Source organism: Microbacterium sp. DT81.1, from assembly GCF_049844955.1.
Taxonomy (GTDB): domain Bacteria; phylum Actinomycetota; class Actinomycetes; order Actinomycetales; family Microbacteriaceae; genus Microbacterium.
The window spans coordinates 26504-44318 of the sequence record NZ_JBNCMA010000012.1 but is presented as its reverse complement, the minus strand read 5'-3'; the positions used below and the strand labels follow the sequence as shown (position 1 = coordinate 44318).

Here is a 17815-nt window from a genome sequence, read left to right as displayed (position 1 = left end):
CAAAGTGATCACTCTCCAATCGTTGAGTGTTCACTTTTCAAGCGTCGTTACTGTCCAGTTTTCAAGCGTCGTCGACAGCGGCGGGTCTACCCGGAACAGTACCGCTCCCAGATGCCAGGTTGCGAGCATCTCATTGCGCGCCGATGTCACTGTGCAGGGCACCGGCTCCGTCGACCCGCCGCCTCACTGCCGTCGCCACCGTCAACGCTCTCTGCTTGACAGCGCGGTGTCCTGGGCGGAAGCTGAGCCCCGACCGCAATGATGCGGGCGTGGGAAAGGCCGACATGAGTGCGGGGACCTTCGAGGTCGTCATCACGGGCACGTTGAGCAAGGCATTCGTTGACGTGTTCGAGGGGTTCACCGTCGACACCACCTCCCGCGGGGTCACCCGTCTGGTCGGTTGGGTTCCTGATGGGGCACGCCTGCACGCAGCACGGGAGATGCTTCGGGACTTCGGCATCGAGGTCGTGTCGGTGACACGAATCAGCGCCCCGCACGACGTCCTCGTCCGCCCCACCACGCGAAGAAACCGCTACAACCAAAGTATCCCGGTCTAGAACCCCGACCCTCAACGAGCCACATCGGTCGTGGCCGCCTTGGCGTGGCACCGGAGTCGCAGTACCACGCACCCGCCCGGAGTATGTGCACATCTGACTGTCTTCTCCGGCGCCGCGCGCGATACCACCTCGATCATGGACAAATCTGATCGCTCGCTCCTTGACGGTGGCCCGTGTGCCGCCCATCGCGGACCAGCATGGATGCTTTGTCGATGTCTCGTTCTTTCACATCGAGCAGCGGCGCTACGTCGTTGTCCAATTGAACGTCGGCAGGGTCAAGCCCGAGCCGGCGGCCGAGGACCAGCAGCCCGCACTCTCAACACTTCGCAGCAGGCAAGCTTCGTCCGTTCGGACGGTGTGGCGCGCGGTATAGCGCCGCTATCCTGAGCGCAGACCCGCCGCCGCGTCGAAGCCAGTCCCCCAGGCTGAGCATTCCCGCGTCCCTGAAGCGGTGGTGCGGCCCGCGGGTTCAGATTCCCCCCGAGAGTTCTCTCTCCCCCAAGGGGTTCTTCTCGGGGGGAATCGCCTGTGACTTTACATGGTCAGCGTTCCCAGACGGTACGTCCCCGCTCCGGTGCGGTGCAGTCGGCTCGACCGCCGCCCCGGCACGTCACGGGAGCAGCTGGACGGCTTCGATCCGCTTCACCACCGCAGTAGGTGTCGATGTCGCCGGGACGAGGGACTTCTACCTGAACTCGCAACTGGTGGGCTGCGTGACCGTGGCGGCGGACGGACGGGCGTGCCTCCACGATCGGGCGTCCGGCCCTCGGGCATAACCAGTGCGAGGACTGATGGCTGATCATCTGAAGTTCCGCTCTCACCGCCCAGCGTTAAGAAGCCGCGGTGGTTGTCGGACCGAAGGGGGCGCGCTCCGTGTGCGAACTGCACGCGCCGTGGCCGATAGAATTTCGTTCCCGAGCCCGAGAAAGGGGTCACGGTTTGAGCGTGATGCGCAAGTTGATCATTCAGCTGGACCGAGGTTTCGTCAACGGCCCGTTGGCGTCACCGCTCGTGCTCCGACCGATCCGTCGGTGGGTTCTCCGTGCGCTGCGCTACAACGTGAATGCGACGGCCTGCATCGCCGAGCGCTGTTATCTGGGAAGTCGGCGGGTGTCATTCGCGGCGGGCTCGTTCGCCAATGTTGGCTGCTACTTCGATGGCAATGCCGACATCCGTATCGGTGAGAATGTGCAGATCGGCATGTGGACGCTGATGGTCACGGCTTCGCACGAGATCTCGGCGTCCAATGTGCGACGCGCTGGATCGGATGTCGCTGCGCCAATCAATGTCGGGGACGGGGCCTGGATCGGGGCAAGGTGCACAGTGTTGCCGGGGGTGATTGTCGGAAAGGGCGCAGTTGTCGGAGCCGGCTCGCTGGTCACCAAGGAGTGCGAGCCGGACGGGGTGTATTTCGGCGCGCCCGCCAAGAAGGTTCGGTCGCTCATCGGGAACGCCGCCATGCCCTCAGCGGTCGGTCACGTGCGGTGAGATGATGCGCACGGTCATGATCGTCGCTCGACCTTGAAGGTCCGCCGGATGGGCGGTTTCGCCTGGTGGTGGCCACCGCCTCCATCCTGGTCCTCGTCCCGCACAGTTCGCTCCGTTACGTCACAGCAGCCCTTCTTCCGCCATGGGTGATGTATCTCGTGGCATTCGGAGGATCCACCCCATTATTCTTCGATCGAAGGAGTCGCGGTCGCGAAGACGGCCGCAACCAACATGCGGCGACTTCGGCTCTACCGACCGTGCGTGGCCACCCGACCTGCCCACGATGACCCGAGCGTGACAGTGACGTTACAAGTAGTGGACCATGAGCGCCGTTCTACCGAACGGGCCTGCTGCCGCGGATAGGCTACCGAGCAGTCGCTGGGCGGTGTGCAGAAGTCGGGGCCGCCCTTGGGAGCCGAGGGGGGTGGGAGCGCTGAGCTTCTTCATGCGAGCTGGGATCCATGGGTCGGGGGCGGTCCGATGACCGGCACGACGGGCATCATCGGCGGCGGGATCGTCGGGATCGCGCTCGCCCGCGCGCTGGTCGCTCGCGGCGACGAGGTCACCGTGCTGGAGAAAGAGTGGCGGCTGGCGCAGCACCAGACCGGGCACAACTCCGGAGTCGTCCACGCGGGCCTGTACTACAAGCCGGGTTCGCTGAAGGCGACGCTCTGCGCCGCGGGTCGTTCGTCGATGCGTGAGTTCTGCGAGGAGAAGGGGCTGCCGTACCGGGAAGTCGGGAAGCTCGTGGTCGCCGTCGACGACTTAGAGCTCGGGGCGTTGGCGGAGATCGAACGCCGCTCGCTCGAGAACGGCGTCCCAGACCTCGTGCGGATCGAAGGCGTGTCCCGCCTCCGCGAGATCGAGCCGCACGTCACGGGCGTGGCGGCGATCCATTCGCCGCACACGGCGGTGGTGGATTACGCCACGATCACGGAGGCCATGGCGCAGGATGTGCGCGCCGGCGGAGGATCCATCCGGCTGGGACACGAGGTCACCGGCATCCGGCTCGAGAACGCCCAGGTTCGGGTCACGACGCCCGTCTCCGAGGACCTCTTCGACCGCCTCATCGTTTGCGCGGGACTTCAGTCCGACGTGGTGGCGACGTTCCTCGGAGCGGATGCGGCGCCGAAGATCCTTCCGTTCCGCGGGGAGTACTGGGAGCTGTCGCCGGAGCGCACCGACCTGGTCAGCGGCATGATCTACCCTGTGCCCGACCCGCGCTTTCCCTTCCTCGGTGTGCACTTCACGCGCGGCGTCTACGACAACGTACACGTCGGTCCCAACGCCGTCCCCGCCCTCGCACGGGAGGGGTACAAGTGGCGGTCGGTCTCACCGAAGGACACCTGGGACTCCCTCACGTGGCCCGGCGCTTGGCCGCTCGCCAAACAGCACTGGCGAATGGGAGTCGACGAGATCTCGGCGTCGCTGCTCAAGCCGCTGTACTACCAGAAAGCGCGCCGCTTCATCCCAGAGCTCAAGATCTCCGACCTCACTCACAAGTCGGCTGCAGGTGTCCGCGCACAGGCGTGGGGTCGCGGCGGAGAACTCTTGGACGACTTCGCGGTCGACCAGGTGGGACCGGTCACCATGCTCCGGAACGCGCCGTCCCCCGCTGCCACGTCGTCGATAGCTATCGCGGAACACGTGATCGAGCATTTTCTCCTTCGGGCGCACGCGTGATTCGGGCCGCGGCTCAGTGACAGCACGGCGGCACCGAACGCTGCCTTCGCCGACCGCGATCGCTCGTCGGACCGCCCCTATCCGATCAGTCCCTCGGCTTTTGCGGCCCGTGCTCTGGCCACCTCGGTGCCGCCGACGTATGCGCGCTGGGTGACGGTGCCGCGGATGATCGCCCACGCTGCAGCGGCGCGCTCGCTACGGCCCCCGACAGTCAACACCACAGCGCGCCAGCTGAACCCGAGAACGTACAGCGCACGAATCGTCACTGACTGCAAGGGACCCGCGCCGTAGCGTTTGATGTACGTCGTGAACGACGCCCCCTGCAACCGACGCATTTCAGAGGATGGCGCACCCGAGCTGCCGGTGCCGTGCAGCACGAGGACGTCCTCGCGCAGCCGACTGCCCCAGCCACGCTGTCGGGCCCGGTGGCCCAGGGCGACGTCCTCGCAGTACACGAAAAACGCCTCGTCGAAGCCGCCGAGTGCGCGGAACCGCACCCGGTCCACCGCCATGCAGGTGCCCGTCACCCAGTCCACGTCGACGCGCTCACCCACCGCGGGGTGCGCGAAGAGGCCTGCCCGTTTCCAGATTTTGTGCAGTCCGAAGGCGTGCACAGCAGTGCGTCGGATGGACGGCTCCCAGCCGCCGACACCGATCTCGATAGCGCCGTCGTTCCCGATCGGGGTTGCCGCGTGAGTGATCGCGTGCTCGTCCGCCGCCACTCCTCTTGCCAATGCGAGCAGTTGAGCAAGGTCGGGGCGGCAGTCCGGATTGACGAAGACGACGTACGGCTTCTCGCTCGTGAACGCGCCCAGGTTCGCGCCGCGCGCGAAGCCCTGACCACGACCGGAGAGATAGCGAACGTGGGCAAGGCTCTCGACGAGCTGTTCGAGCCCGTCCACGTTGCCCGAGTTGTCCACGACGGCGACGGCGAGGTCCGGGGGCCACATCTCGAGCAGTTCCTCGAGATGGTGGCGGCTCCGGTACGAGACGAGCACGGCCTCGAGATCCTGCACGTTGATGCCGGAGTCAGTCACGAGGGCTCCTTCCTGTGGTGTCCGACGAGCGGATGTCATTCGCCATGACCTCCCGCGTCAGCGCATCGCACTGTCGAGGAGCTCATACTCGCTCTCCTGACTGGTCAGCCGACTCGGCTCTTCACGGCGACGTCTCCTGGGACCGCGTATGACCGCGACGAGGGTGGTGAGGACTACTGCGACCAGCAATCCCACGAAGGCGGACACGACGTAGAGGGTCGTCCCGTGCAGCTGATCGGGTACCGTCGCGGGCTGAGGGCTGGAGACCTCTGCCGCGACGAGTCGCGGTCCGCCGGTACGCACGTTCAACGCCGAAAGTTGGGCGCGGAACCGCGCGCTGACCACGTCGACGCGCTCGACGGCCTGATCGGGGGAGGCTCCGGATGCCGAGATCTCCAACACAACCGTCTCGGGGATGATCCCCACCGATACTGCCCGGCGCAGCGCATCCGGGCTGCTCTCCGTCGCCTCCGCGGCGGGATCGATGATCTCGTCGGCCTTCACGATCTGTGCGTAGGTGGCTACCCGTTCCCTGAGATACAGCGTGGCGCTCTGCACGTCGATGGTGGTGCCCGAGGTACGCACGCCCAGCAGGATCTGAGCGCTGGAGGTATACGTCTTCGGCCAGATCGCTCCCAGCGCGATGCCGCCTCCTGTGACAACGATGACGGTGATGACGAAAAGGGCGATTCGGCCGCGGATCGCCTCCCATACGAACGATATTCCCATCTGGTCCCTGCCTTCCAATCTGCGGGTCTTGCTGCTTGGGCTCGTCGCGATCCTGCGTCGAGCTATCACGATCCATAGCCCGACGGCCATGAAGAGCTGTGTTCCGCACACAGCCACGGCCACGCCGATCGCACCCCAGACCGATGCGGCGAACGCTGCCGTGGCGACATGCCACACGGCGGCCATCGCGATCACGACCGACGACGCCGTGAATCTGCCCAGGGAGACCAGGTGGAGCACGAGAGTGCGGGCGATCCCCGAGAGCACCACCGCCAGTCCCATGATCTGAACGACAGGGACGGCCTCGCTGAACTCATCCCCGAGGTACCAGGGGATGAGGACGGGAGCGATCACCGCCAGGGTGATGCCGGACACGGTGTAGCAGCAGATCAGGCCGCCAAAGATCAGCTTTCGCTGGTTCGGCTCCTCGGGCCGCCGGTCGGCGGAGAGTCTCGGCAGCATCGCCTGCTCGACCGCTACGAGGACACCGTGGATGGCGCTGACCAGCCGATCGGCGGGAGTGAACAGACCTGCCTGCCGATAGCCCGATACCTGCGAGAGGAGAAGCACCGAGCTGATGACGATGAACTGCCCGCTGATCAGATTGACGAACAACGGCAGACTGTCCCTCAACGCGTCCACTGCCCCCGCCGGCCGGCTCAACCGCAGACGAATATCACCCTGGGGGATCAGCACCGCCCAGCTGACGATGGCGCACAGCAGAAACGGCACGAACTGCCAGAACACCGCGAGTCCGAACTGCGCGGGGGAACGGACCGTCAGGACGAGTCCCGCGAGCGCCAGCAATCGGGATCCGGCGGTGAGACTCGCCAGCAGTCTGAATTGACCCGTGGCCTGCAGATACCACATCGGGTAGAGCGCTACGCCGATCGAGGCCAGCACCCCGATCATGACATACCAGCCATAGTCACGAAGCGAGGGAACGGTGAACGCGACGATCATCACCACGATCGATCCCGATGCCCACAGCGCGAGCTTGGCCGTGATCGTGGCCGCGGCCACAGCCTGGCGTCCTTCTCGGGAGCCTGCGGTCGACATCCGCTGCAGCGCACTGAAACCGAACCCGAAGTCCGTCCACACGTGCAGCAGCTGGATGATCACGAGGATGGTGGCGAAGACACCGAGGCCCTCGACGCCCAGTGTGCGGCTGAGAAGCGGAAGCGAGACCAGCGGGTAGGCGTACGAGAAGATCTGGCCCACGCTGACCAGCGCGGCATCCCCGCCCAGTCGACGTGCTTGCGGAAGCAGGCGGGACCGGCTCATCGAGGCACCGCCACACTATCGAAGGTCCAGCGATCCCGGCCCCGGAGCGGCAGCAGCGCGATGAACAGCGGCAGCGCGGGAGTCAGGTGCTTCACATAGGAGCCGTAGTCCGGCTCGAAGATCGCCTGCACGACTACGAGGGCGAGGAGGAGGGCGATCGAGCGCTCGATACGGGGCGCACGCTCGCTGAACGGCGCGCGCGCTGCTTCCGCAGCCGGCATGCCGGTCGGGGCCATGAAGTGCTCGGTCTGCACCCGGCGCAGGCCGACGTACACGAGCCGCCACAGCACTATGAGCACCACGGCGATCAACAGATAGGTGGGTGAACCGCCCAGGAGCAGGGGCCACGGTATGACCAGGCTGAGGAACACGAGGAACGCGTTGAGCCATTGAAGCCCTCCTGCATCCGGAAGGAAGTCGACGATGAGCGAGCCGACCGATATGTTGATGTCGGCGCGGAGTTCGTTGACCGAGATCCGAGCGTGCGAGAGCGGTAAACCGAGCATGGTGTTGAACACGAGCTGCAACCCCACATAGGCAACGACCACCAGGATCAGCGGCACGAGAATGCCGCGTAGCCATGGCAGCAGCAGTCGACCCGCTACGTAGAGCACGGCCACGATGCCCCAGTAGGGCCGCATGGTACTGGCGTAGAGTGCCATGCCGACGACGATGGCGAGCTCGGCCCAGAGACCGGCGGGCAGCAGGAGGACTGCGACGACCAGGAGCAGGGACACGAACTCCTTGCTGTACTGAGCTATGTACAACAGGGCGAGCACGTAGCAGATGGTGATCAGGCCGAGGCCGAGCGGAGTGAGGCGCGTCATCTCGTGCCATCGGATTGCCGTAAAGGTCGCAACCCCGAAGACCGCCACGGCCAGCATCGCGGCGAGATCGGGGGATTCCGTCAGACCCAGGATGCGGTAGACCAGCGCGATGTTGCGGAACGGGTCCTCGGGCCTCAACCCGACGTCGGCAACGCGCAGGGTGGCTTGGATGTAGTCGGCGTCGAGGGTGAACCTCTCATCGAGGAACAGCCAGAATCGACTCGACAGCGCGACGGCGACACCGGCGAGCGTCAGCACGTACAGCTGACAGAACGCGCCCCATCGATCGATCTGCGGTGCGGGCGGCACGATCGGTCTCGCCGGGCGTGGCGGCGACGGCCTCATCGCGGTGCCAATGCGTGCATGATGTCGTCGAAGCCCGACTTGCGAGACCCGTCGCGACGGATGATCCCGAAGCCGGCGAGCGGAGTCAGATCTTCAACCCCGGCGTCCGGCGGTTCGGCGTCGCGCAACTCGTAGAGGCTGAGGCCCCACAGCCCGACGCTGCGCAACTGCTCGATGGCCGCTGGAACATACTGTTTCTGATCCTCCTCGGTCCACGTGTCCGGCCCCGTCTGCAGCCCTGTCTCCGCCACGAAGATGGGTTTGCCATAGCGCTCCTGGACCCGCTGCATCCGTTCGGCCAAGCGACCGATCTCGTCGCTGTTGTCCGCCGGATACACGGAGAAGCCGAGCACATCCACCTGAGCCGCGATGGCGTCGAGAACGAGATACCACTCCTGTTCTCGTTCGTCGTTCATGGGCCAGCCCGTGAGGTTGGTGGTGATGGGCCGGCCGCCGTCGCCGACCCCGAAGACGCGCTGGGCGGTGCCGAGCATTTCGGCGAACTCACCCAGATACTCGGCGTCTCTGGTCGCCGGTGTGAACAACTGGTAATGGGCGTGATCCGCCTCGTTGTAGACCTGCCACAGCTCTACCTGGTCTCCGAAGTTCTCGCGCATCTTCGTCCAGAACCACGTGCACGCCTCGACGTACTCGTCGAAGCCGAAGTCCTGGCCCCAATCAGGTGCTCCGGGAACGACGAGATTGATCTCCATCCCCTTGTCGCGCGCATAGGCCAGCGTCTCTCGATAGAAGGCCGTGGCCCGGTCATCCCAGCTGTTGAGCGCCGGCGCGACAAGCCAGGGGTACACGGCGGTTCTGAGCAGGTTCTGCCCAGAACCGGCGAGCGTATCGATGTCCGTGCGCCACCTGACCGCATCCTCCTCGTCGACGGGAGCGCCGACGTGAGCTCCCACCCGATCGCGGGGCAAAGGGGACTGCTCGCGGGACTCAGGCAACTGATCTCGCGACGAAGCCGAGGCGAACACGGCGGCACCGACGCCCACCCCGACCACTGCGGCAGCGGAACCGATCAGCAGCCCGCGCCGAGTGATCTTGGGGGAGCGCGCGGGTGTTTCGACTTCTCCGTCCTTCATCGTCGCGTCCCCAGGTGTTCGTAGGCGGCGACATACGCATCGGCGACGTTGTCCCATTCGAACCGCGGGTGAACCAGCTCGCGAGCCTCCCGCCGCTTCTGCGCAAGCGCGACCGGATCATCGAGCACGCCGATGATCGCGCGGGCGATGTCCTGTGGATCGGTGGATCTCGCGACGAACCCTTCGCCGAGACCCGCGACGACCTCGGCGTTGGCGCCCACCGGGGTGACCAAGACGGGTGTCCCGCACGACATCGCCTCCACCGTGGACAGCCCAAACCCCTCCAGCGCGAGCGTGGGTGTGACCGCCAGGTCGGCTGCGCGGTACCACGCCAGAAGGTCCGCGTCAGAGACCCGCCCCAAGAGGTGGACAGAGCCGGCGAGTGCAAGATCGGCCACCTGCTTCTCGATGTGTGGCCGACGCGGCCCGTCTCCAGTCACGACCAGCTGCGCTGTCGGGTGCGCACGGACGACCGCGGCCATGGCGGCGACAAGAAGCTCGACCCCCGTCCGCTCGACGAGGCGACGGGCCGTCACGATCAACGGACGAGCCATCTTCAGCGGCGCCCCGGCTTGAGCCAGCGGCGTGAAGTAGTCGGTCCGCAGACCGCCCGGGATCTTCGTCCACCAAGTCGACCCGGGTCGTGTAATCGCGCGCATCTCGCCGGCGACGAAGTCGCTGAGCGTGACTACCATGTTCGCCTTCTCCAGCACACGGCGTTCGATGCGTTTCATCACCTGCACGCTGGCTTGCGAGACCAGCCGGTTGGCGCGATAGGCGTTCTGGCGTTCCCCCACGACTTCTCGGTAGACCGGCGCGTGAAACGTGTAGAGATACGGGATCCTCATCGTCGTAATCGGCAACATCGGAACCGGATAATGGCCGTGCAGTACGTCGAAATCCGCACTCAGGACCCTCCGCCGCACAGCGCTCGCGATGCTCACCGGTGTCTTCGCGACGAAGAGCGGATCCGATTTCGGTGGCGCTGAGAATCGCAGCAGCCGCACCCCGTCGTCACCGATCTCATGGCTCGGCTGCGCGAGATCGGTTCGCTTCGACAACGTCGTTACATCGTGACCCTTGCGTACCAGCGCTGCCGCAAGCTCACGGACGTATCGCTCGAGGCCGCCCAGCTTGTCAGGTGAGACGGCATTCGACACCATCAGAATCCTCATCGTGGTCCCATCCTCGTTACGGCTCGGCGGCGACGACTTTCAGGCACACGGCCCCTCACATCGTCAGCGCCGGCGTGGGCAGTTCGGCGGCCTGCTCCGCGCGGAGGCGATCGACGAGCCTTCCGGCGGGCAGCTCTACGTCGTCGTACGTCAGCACCGAGTCCTTCGGGATGAAGCGGAGCACTCGGCAACCCTCGGCCACACCGATCGGAAGCAGGTTCTCACCGGCCGTCACGTCCGCGCGTTCCGCGACGCCATAGGTGCAGTACCCGCCCAGCCCGTCGATGACGGTGCCTTCGGCGAGGTTCGTCTTCGCCACCGCCACCACCTCGACCGTCGGCGCCCCCAGCGGCTCGAGGGCGGCGTCTCGGAACAGCACCGCCCTCGCCACCGTGTTCGGCACCTCGAAATGGCAGAGATGGTAGGGCGTGTAGAAACTGTAGAGCGGACCCTCTCCCAGCTTGTACAGGTTGAGGTAGTGACGCTGCTTGGGATCGTCGTGGACGGCGAGGACGAAGACCCCGGGCCCGGGCTTCGCGCCGACGACGTAGTCGACGACGCCGCCGAGGCGTTCGAGCTCCTCGACGTCGTACGCCGTCGTCAGCTCGTCGACATGGCCCGCGTGATCGGCGCCCCGCATTCCACGGCGTTCGACGGTCATCCCGGTGGCGTTCGCGACAATCGCCTGCTCGAAGGACACCTTGGTGCCGTCGGCGAAGCTCGTCACCATGTAGGGATCCTGACCCCACTTGGCGGCGAAAGCGGCCTGGGTCGTCGGGGTGCGGTACTCGTCCTGCAGGCCCTTGATGTTCCCGCATACAAGAGGACGGAGCCCGAGCCCTCGCACGAAGCGCACGAGGTTCATCTGCACCCCGGGCTGGTCGCCGTCGCACCCTGTAATGATCACGCCGCCTGCCTTCGCACGCTTGCCGAGGATCGGACCCACCGTCCCGTCCACCTCGGCGTTCATCAGGACGATGTCTTTGCGCTCCGCGATCGCCTCCACGACGACATGACAGCCGTATTCCACTGCGCCCGTGGCTTCCACGACCGCGTCGACGGTGCTCGCGCCCGTCGCGGCGCGGAAGTCTTGCGTGATGGCGACGGCGCCCGCGGCCACCGCTTTGTCGACACTGGAGCCGTCCGTCACCGCACGGATGTCCCTGACACCGGCCTCGCGAAGCGCGGCTTCCGCCTTCTCGAGGGTCCGATTGACGACCACGCTGACCCGCATCCCAGGCACACTGTTCGTGATCTGATTGATCAGGCCGCGTCCCATGAATCCTGCACCTACTATCGCGACACCGATCGGGCGGCCCTCGGCCTCCCGCGCCTGCAGTGCGTTGTCGATGATGATCATTCGGTACCTCCCGATATCGCTGCGAGCTGTGCCGGTGACCATGTGTCGAGCAGTGGCCACGTCGCATCTTTGGGTGAGGTGTCCGACACCGGCATCGGCCATTCCAGGCCGAGGGCAGGATCGTCGTAGCGAAGGCCGCGCTCGGCGCCGGGCGCATAGGCGCCGCTCACCATGTACAGCACCTCGGTGTCATCGACGAGCGTCTGATAGCCGTGCGCGAAGTAGGCGGGAACGAACAGCGCCTGCCGGCTGTCGGCGGTGAGTTCCACCGACACGTGCTGCAGCCGCGTCGGCGAGCCCCAGCGCATGTCGATGATCGTGTCGACGATCGCCCCCCGGATGCAGCGGATGAGCTTCGTCTCCGCATTCGGCGACACTTGGAAATGCATGCCGCGGAGCGTGCCCGCTTTGTAGTTGAAGGAGATGTTCGCCTGCTCGACGTGAGGGTCGAGGCCAGCCGTCGCGAACTCCTCCCGGCAGAACGAACGGGCAAAAAATCCCCGTTCGTCACCGCGCAGCTCGAGATCGATGATGCTCACGTCGGCGATCGGGGTCGGATGGAAGATCATGACGGCACCCTCCAGAAGAGCTCCTCGTCGACCTGCCCGGAGCGCATGAGGTATTCGAGTTGCTTCAGTCGAGTGAAGCCGCGTCCGAGGAACATCTCCTCGTCGAGCGCGATCGAGTCGAAGATCGCAAGCAGCTGCTCGACACCCCTTTGGGCGTTCCAGTCGCATTCGTACCCGGGCAGGACTTCGCGGATCTTGTCGAATGTCACTTTGTAACTGCGGTTGTCGCCTCCACTGGCACCGAAGCTCACCTCTGACCCGGGAAGCGCGTCACCGATGATCGCTGCGATCTCACGAACCTGGTAGTTCTGCTCATCCGAACCGACGTTGAAGATCTGTCCGTGCACCGCATCCCGCGGCGCGGCGAGCGTCATCTTGATCGCCTTGGCGATGTCGAGCGCATGCACCAGGGGTCGCCACGGCGTTCCATCGCTGGTCATGGCGATCTCCTTGGTGGTCCAGGCGAGCCCCGAGAGGTTGTTGAGCACGAGGTCGAACCGCATCCGGGGCGAGGCACCGAACGCGGTGGCGTTGCGGAGGAACGTCGGGCTGAACCCGTCATCCGCCATTGCCAGCACGTCGCGCTCGACCATCGCTTTGCACTCCGCGTACACGGTCTGAGGGTCGATGGGCGATGACTCGTCGACAATCCCCTCCGCTACGCCGTACACACTGCAGGACGACATGTAGACGAAGCGCTCGACGCCCGCCTGCTTGGCCATGGTCGCCAGCCGCACGGAGCCGGTGTGATTGATGCCCCGGGTCAGCTCGGGATTGAACGCGCCCAACGGGTCGTTCGACAGTTCCGCCATGTGCACGATCGCCTCGATGCCGGCAAGGTCCTCGGCTTCGATGTCGCGGATGTCGCGCACGAGTGTTTGCGGCGTCGAATCGACGCCGTTGTACAGCCACCCCGCCTTATAGAAGCCCGTGTCGACCGCGAGCAGATCATGCCCCGCCCGAACGAGTTCGGGAGCGAGGACCGAACCGAGGTATCCCTCAGTTCCCGTCACCAGAACCTTCATGTCACCCCCACACTTTCCACGGCGCCTGGTTCGTGTCCCAGAGCTGGTTGAGCTCCGTCCAGTCGCGGTATGTGTCCATTCCCATCCAGAAGCCGTCGTGGCGGTATACGCCCATGCGTCCGTCGGCGGCCAGACTCTGCAGCGGCTTCTTCTCCAGAAGGAGGTCGGGGTCATCGTCGAGGTAGCTGTCGACCATCTCGCGCCGGAACGCGAAGAACCCTCCGGACACCCAGCCCTCGGCCATCGTGGGCTTCTCGTTGAACTCCGTCACCTCGTCGCCGGTGACGTGCATCTCGCCGAAACGGCTCGTTGGGTGCACGCCCGTGACGGTGCCGGTCTTCCCGCTGGCCACATGCTGGCGATAGAGCGCATCCAGGTCGACATTGCCGATGCCATCGCCGTAGGTCATCAGATAGTAGGGCTGATCCAGGTGCGCCTGCACTCGCTTCACCCTGGCTCCCGTGCCCGTCAGCAGACCGGTCTCCACCAGGGTCACATCCCAGTCCTCCTGCGGAGTGTGGCTGTGCCAGTCGACCGCCTCATCACCCTCGCCCAGCCGGACGGTGAAGTCGCGCTCGAACTTTCCGTAGTCGAGAAAGAACCGGCGAATCGAGTCGCCTTTGTACCCGAGACATAGGATGAAGCGTCGGAAGCCGGCGGCCTCGTACGTCTTCATGATGTGCCAGAGGATCGGCTTGCCGCCGATGTCGATGAGGGGTTTCGGTAGCTTCTCGCTCGCCTCCCTGATCCGCGTGCCCATGCCTCCGCACAGGATCACCACCGGAATTTCGGCCTTCGAGGGCACTTCTGATGTCGTTTCGATCGTCATGGGGCGCTCCTTTCTCGGGTGGTCGCCGATGTCGACGACCGCCTTTTCCATCGGTATGGCGGGATGGGGCTCAGTGAGCTGTGTCGCCGGGGGCGAAGACGGCTCGGAAGGTGCGGAAGAGGATGCCGATGTCGCCCATCAGCGTCCAGTTCTCGACGTAGTACAGATCGAGGCGCAACGACTCCTCCCACGAGAGGGCGGATCGCCCGCTGACCTGCCACAGGCCACTCATGCCGGGCTTGACGATCAGTCGGCGCTCCGCGGCGAAATCGTAGAACGCCACCTCGCCAGCGCGCTGCGGGCGCGGGCCGACCAAGCTCATGTCCCCGAACAGCACGTTCAGCAGCTGCGGGAACTCATCGAGGGAGTGCTTTCGCAGAATGCGACCGATGGGTGTGATCCGCGGGTCGTTCTCGATCTTGAAGAGGGGGGTGCCGTCAGTGCCCTGTTTCACCAGGAGGCCCTGAAGCTTCGCATCGGCGTCCGGGACCATGGTTCGGAACTTGATCAGTTCGAAGGGGCGCCCGTCCTGCCCGATCCGCTCCTGGCGGTAGAAGACCGGACCTCGGCTGGTCGCCTTTACGACACACGCGAGGATGAGGAAGGTCGGCGCGAGAACCAGCAACAGCGTCGCGGAGCCTACAACGTCGAATGTGCGTTTGATGATGCGCTGCGCGCCGGTGTATCGCGGAGTCTCCACATGCACAAGAGGCAGGCCGGCCACGGGCCGGGTGTGCATCCGAGGCCCGCCGATGTCGGTCAGGCTCGGCACCATTATGAGATGCTGCCGGCCGGCCTCCAGTCGCCAGCTGATCTCCCTTACCTTCTGGACTGGCAGCGCAGCGTCGCTCGCGACGATCACGGTGTCGGCATCCGTCATCGCCAGTACGCGACTCACGTCATCGACGGGTCCCAGGAAGGGCACCGACGCACCGCCGCACGTGAACTCGGTCCGCTTGCCGGGGCCGCTGACGGCGACGACGCGGTAGCCGGCTTCCGGCATCCGGTCGAGTTCGTTCGTGATGCGCGCGTTCTCCTCGTCATCTCCGATGAGGAGGGCACGGGCGAGACCGCGTCCCGCCCGCCGGGCGGCCCTCAGACGCTGGCGCCACAGGAATCGCGTGGTCAGCAGCGCGGCGGTGCCGAGCGGGAAGCCGAGGAGGAGGTAGCCGCGCGACACGGGGGTCGTCGTGAGATACGAGACGATGGCGAGGACGGCGAAGAGGTAGATCGCCGACGTGACCACCAGCCTGTATTCGCCCGTGCCCATTCCGATCACGCGCCCGCTGCGGGAGCCGGAGACGGCGAGAGCGACGAGCCAGCCCAGGATCAGCAAGACCGAAAGCCACGTATAGGTGAGCGGCGTGTCCTCGACGGGCTGGGCCACGCGCTCGCCGAGAAACGTGAACCAGAGATACTGCGACCCAAACACGGAGACGATGATCACGATGGAATCCGATAGCCAAAGAGCGCGCTGGTAGGCGAGCTTCCAGCCGATGGCGGTGGTGTCGGAAGTGGATACGGAAGAGAGCGAGTTGATGACCATGTTGCTTCCCCAAGGTCGTGGTGCTCAGTGAGTGCGCCTCACCGTGAGGCGCGTTTACGGCAGCGTGTCGCTGCGGCTATCCCCCAATGGTGCTCGGGAACGGGACCGTGACTACTTGACCGCGCGCTGATTGCCGTCCCGGGTGGTGATCGCCCCGGGAACCGGCTTCTTCGGCTTCATCGGTGCCCTTGGTGGGATCGGGCGCGTCGGTCGTCTGCGCGGTCAGCGCTCGGTGCGTTTCGGCGAGGTGTTGGTGCAGACCGTGCGGCAAGCCGTATGTGGCCTCACGATCCGAATCGATGATGGAAGCGGTCACGATCGGCTCCGTGACAGGGTTCGCGTACGGGCCCATGCGTTGCTTCGTGAACACGTTGCGTGGGTGACGTGGTCCTGCGTGCCGCCGGTCTCGTTGGCGACGGACGGGACGTTCGTCGCCGGTAACACCCGTTCTATTGGCACGGCGAAGTCCCACGCAGCAAGCACGCCCGGCACGGCGATCACCCCGGATCGGCGTCTGCGAGCGCCGAAAAGCGCGCGCCAAATCAGAAGCATCCATCAGTTCCCCCATCGATTCGGCGGTTCATCGCGTCGAGCCACCCCACATCGGGCTCACCGTGTATCGCTGCCGTGAGTCATCTATAGCGGGGTTCCGGTCCGACATGCGGTGTTGGACCAATTTTTTCGGCGGTCGTAACCGGGCGTTAACAATCGATGGCATCAGGGCGTAGGTGCCGCCGCTAGCGTTTGTGGCGTGAACACTGGTGAGGGGACGAGTATGGGGCACTGGGGAAGTCGACGTCGTCGACCGATGCATGAAGTGGTTCCGCTGACGGTCGTGTGGGTCGAATCCAGGACCAACTCGGCGGCGGCGGACGCGCAGCTTCACGGCACTTTCGCGCGCCCGGAGAACCCCAGCTTCGAGCCGCGAGTGGTGAGCAGGTGGCAGGACGTGCCGGCATGGGTGCTCCTGCCCGGACGGGACGGGCCCTTCGTCGCGTACTCGCTCCTCGTGGAGCTGTTCGCGGTGACGACCAAGAGATGGCGGGGTGGGGTGCGGTGAAGATCGTCCATGTGACCGAGACGCTCGTGGGCGGAGTGCTCGCGGCCGTGCTCGCGCTGGCGACGCGCCAGTCGTTGCTCGGGCATGACGTCACGGTCATTTATCCGCGCAAGCCCGCGGTGCCGGCGGCGGCCGAGCTCGATGCTCGATTTCCCTCGGATGTTCGGCGGGTCGAGCTGACCTACCGAGGACGCGTCGCGACCCTCCGCGATCTGCGGGTCGCGATCCGAGGCGCCGATCGCGATATGGACGTCTTGCATCTGCATTCGACGTTCGCAGGGATCGCCGGCCGCCTGCCGTTCGTGCGGGTCCCCGACGGATGCGTCGTCGCATACTCCCCGCACGGGTTCGCCTTCCTTCGGGAGTCGTCGTCCGCCGTCAGCAACCTCGCCGCCCTCGCCCTCGAACGAGTCCTCAAGCCCAGGTGCGACGGTCTCATCCTGGTGTCGCCGTCGGAGGAGGCCGTCGCGCGCACCCGACTGGGAGAATCGCACTGCGACGTGCTGCAAAACGGGATCCCCGTCGACGGGCTCCCACGGGCGCACGGAAGCGGCAACCCGCGTCCCGTCGTGGTCGCCTCGGGACGACTCGGAGAGCAGAAGGGGCCTGATCGCTTCGCGGAGGTCGCCAGAGCACTCGGCGACCGCGCCGACTTCGTGTGGATTGGGGACGGGCCTAGGGAGGGACGAGAACGGTGGATGGGAGACGCACCGGTGCGCTTGACCGGGTGGCTTTCGCATGAGGACGTGATCGCTCAGCTCGCGGCATCCGACATCTTCCTCTTCCCGACGCGCTGGGAAGGTATGCCCATCTCGCTCATGGAGGCGCAGGTGATGGGCCTTCCGGCGGTCGCTACCGACATCGTCGGGAACCGCGACGTCGTCCTGAGCGGCGAGACCGGATACCTGTGCTCCGACGTGCCCGATCTCATCGCTGCCGTCTCGAGCCTCGTGGATGACCCACTCGAGCGTTCGCGGATGAGCGCTCGCGCGCTGGAGGTGCAGCGCGATCGGCTCTCAGACATCGACCTGGGCACCGCCTCGATCCAGGTCTACGACCGGATGGCCGCCCGGGTGTCCGACCCGATGAGGCCATCCGATGGCGCTGTCGGTGCCTGAGCGGCCGGGGGCGACGAAGTGCTCGTCGCCTGGGCGGGATTCGCTCACCTAGACGCGTTTGTGCCGCTCCCATGCTCACCGGATGTCTA

General features: G+C 65.6%; 15 protein-coding genes. 5 read left to right on the top strand and 10 right to left on the bottom strand.

Features of this window, described 5'->3' with window-relative positions; all coding sequences use genetic code 11:
* The first annotated feature begins 269 nt into the window (after nt 1–269).
* From ACLQ2Q_RS21525 to lhgO, 3 genes are all read left to right on the top strand, one after another.
* The gene (locus ACLQ2Q_RS21525) at nt 270–557 is read left to right on the top strand and encodes a hypothetical protein (protein ID WP_425823805.1); all 288 of its coding nucleotides are present in this window, start codon (nt 270–272) and stop codon (nt 555–557) included.
* A gap of 948 nt (nt 558–1505) precedes the next feature.
* Complete coding sequence (locus tag ACLQ2Q_RS21520) at nt 1506–2045, top strand: acyltransferase (RefSeq protein ID WP_425823807.1); 540 nt, start codon at nt 1506–1508, stop codon at nt 2043–2045.
* Between the two features lie 480 nt (nt 2046–2525).
* Nucleotides 2526–3728 (top strand): L-2-hydroxyglutarate oxidase, encoded by a 1203-nt coding sequence (gene lhgO / locus ACLQ2Q_RS21515; RefSeq protein ID WP_425823803.1) that lies wholly within the window; start codon nt 2526–2528, stop codon nt 3726–3728.
* Nucleotides 3729–3805: 77 nt separating this feature from the next.
* Here lhgO and ACLQ2Q_RS21510 read toward each other — a convergent pair whose 3' ends face one another.
* The 10 genes from ACLQ2Q_RS21510 to ACLQ2Q_RS21465 all read right to left on the bottom strand — a co-directional run bounded on the left by ACLQ2Q_RS21510 (nt 3806) and on the right by ACLQ2Q_RS21465 (nt 15548).
* Complete coding sequence (locus ACLQ2Q_RS21510; RefSeq protein WP_425823801.1) at nt 3806–4765, bottom strand: glycosyltransferase family 2 protein; 960 nt, start codon at nt 4763–4765, stop codon at nt 3806–3808.
* Between the two features lie 57 nt (nt 4766–4822).
* Nucleotides 4823–6778, bottom strand: a complete 1956-nt coding sequence (locus ACLQ2Q_RS21505) for an oligosaccharide flippase family protein (protein ID WP_425823799.1) — start codon at nt 6776–6778, stop codon at nt 4823–4825.
* Nucleotides 6775–7914 carry a hypothetical protein gene (locus ACLQ2Q_RS21500; RefSeq protein WP_425823797.1) on the bottom strand — a complete coding sequence of 380 codons (1140 nt, stop codon included), beginning with the start codon at nt 7912–7914 and terminating at the stop codon, nt 6775–6777. Before ACLQ2Q_RS21500 ends, ACLQ2Q_RS21505 begins: the two co-directional genes overlap by 4 nt.
* A 32-nt stretch (nt 7915–7946) precedes the next feature.
* Entirely contained in the window at nt 7947–9044 is a 1098-nt protein-coding gene (locus ACLQ2Q_RS21495) for a hypothetical protein (RefSeq protein WP_425823795.1), read from the bottom strand.
* On the bottom strand, nt 9041–10219 hold the full coding sequence (locus ACLQ2Q_RS21490) for a glycosyltransferase family 4 protein (RefSeq protein ID WP_425823793.1): 1179 nt from the start codon (nt 10217–10219) through the stop codon (nt 9041–9043). The genes ACLQ2Q_RS21495 and ACLQ2Q_RS21490 overlap by 4 nt, the downstream gene beginning before the upstream one ends.
* A 55-nt stretch (nt 10220–10274) precedes the next feature.
* The gene (locus ACLQ2Q_RS21485; protein ID WP_425823791.1) at nt 10275–11579 is read right to left on the bottom strand and encodes an NAD(P)H-dependent oxidoreductase; all 1305 of its coding nucleotides are present in this window, start codon (nt 11577–11579) and stop codon (nt 10275–10277) included.
* Nucleotides 11576–12148, bottom strand: a complete 573-nt coding sequence (locus ACLQ2Q_RS21480) for a dTDP-4-dehydrorhamnose 3,5-epimerase family protein (RefSeq protein ID WP_425823789.1) — start codon at nt 12146–12148, stop codon at nt 11576–11578. The genes ACLQ2Q_RS21485 and ACLQ2Q_RS21480 overlap by 4 nt, the downstream gene beginning before the upstream one ends.
* Nucleotides 12145–13161: an NAD-dependent epimerase/dehydratase family protein gene (locus tag ACLQ2Q_RS21475; RefSeq protein WP_425823787.1), complete on the bottom strand. Its 1017-nt coding sequence runs from the start codon at nt 13159–13161 to the stop codon at nt 12145–12147. Before ACLQ2Q_RS21475 ends, ACLQ2Q_RS21480 begins: the two co-directional genes overlap by 4 nt.
* A 13-nt stretch (nt 13162–13174) precedes the next feature.
* The gene (locus tag ACLQ2Q_RS21470) at nt 13175–14002 is read right to left on the bottom strand and encodes a sugar phosphate nucleotidyltransferase (RefSeq protein ID WP_425823785.1); all 828 of its coding nucleotides are present in this window, start codon (nt 14000–14002) and stop codon (nt 13175–13177) included.
* A 70-nt stretch (nt 14003–14072) separates the two neighbouring features.
* On the bottom strand, nt 14073–15548 hold the full coding sequence (locus ACLQ2Q_RS21465; protein WP_425823783.1) for a sugar transferase: 1476 nt from the start codon (nt 15546–15548) through the stop codon (nt 14073–14075).
* An 808-nt stretch (nt 15549–16356) separates the two neighbouring features.
* Between ACLQ2Q_RS21465 and ACLQ2Q_RS21460 the strand changes: the two genes are divergently transcribed.
* The gene (locus ACLQ2Q_RS21460) at nt 16357–16608 is read left to right on the top strand and encodes a hypothetical protein (protein WP_425823781.1); all 252 of its coding nucleotides are present in this window, start codon (nt 16357–16359) and stop codon (nt 16606–16608) included.
* 11 nt (nt 16609–16619) lie between these two features.
* A complete protein-coding gene (locus ACLQ2Q_RS21455) occupies nt 16620–17726 on the top strand; it encodes a glycosyltransferase (protein ID WP_425823779.1) in 1107 nt (368 codons plus the stop codon).
* The last annotated feature ends 89 nt before the right edge of the window (nt 17727–17815 follow it).

What these genes read in the sequence shown, in the direction of transcription:
- ACLQ2Q_RS21520 (WP_425823807.1), top strand. Translation starts at nt 1,506, where the DNA reads ATGCGCAAGTTGATCATTCAGCTGGACCGAGGTTTCGTCAACGGCCCG.
- lhgO (WP_425823803.1), top strand. Translation starts at nt 2,526, where the DNA reads ATGACCGGCACGACGGGCATCATCGGCGGCGGGATCGTCGGGATCGCG.
- ACLQ2Q_RS21505 (WP_425823799.1), bottom strand. Translation starts at nt 6,778, where the DNA reads ATGAGCCGGTCCCGCCTGCTTCCGCAAGCACGTCGACTGGGCGGGGAT.
- ACLQ2Q_RS21495 (WP_425823795.1), bottom strand. Translation starts at nt 9,044, where the DNA reads ATGAAGGACGGAGAAGTCGAAACACCCGCGCGCTCCCCCAAGATCACT.
- ACLQ2Q_RS21490 (WP_425823793.1), bottom strand. Translation starts at nt 10,219, where the DNA reads ATGAGGATTCTGATGGTGTCGAATGCCGTCTCACCTGACAAGCTGGGC.
- ACLQ2Q_RS21485 (WP_425823791.1), bottom strand. Translation starts at nt 11,579, where the DNA reads ATGATCATCATCGACAACGCACTGCAGGCGCGGGAGGCCGAGGGCCGC.
- ACLQ2Q_RS21480 (WP_425823789.1), bottom strand. Translation starts at nt 12,148, where the DNA reads ATGATCTTCCATCCGACCCCGATCGCCGACGTGAGCATCATCGATCTC.
- ACLQ2Q_RS21470 (WP_425823785.1), bottom strand. Translation starts at nt 14,002, where the DNA reads ATGACGATCGAAACGACATCAGAAGTGCCCTCGAAGGCCGAAATTCCG.
- ACLQ2Q_RS21465 (WP_425823783.1), bottom strand. Translation starts at nt 15,548, where the DNA reads ATGGTCATCAACTCGCTCTCTTCCGTATCCACTTCCGACACCACCGCC.
- ACLQ2Q_RS21460 (WP_425823781.1), top strand. Translation starts at nt 16,357, where the DNA reads ATGCATGAAGTGGTTCCGCTGACGGTCGTGTGGGTCGAATCCAGGACC.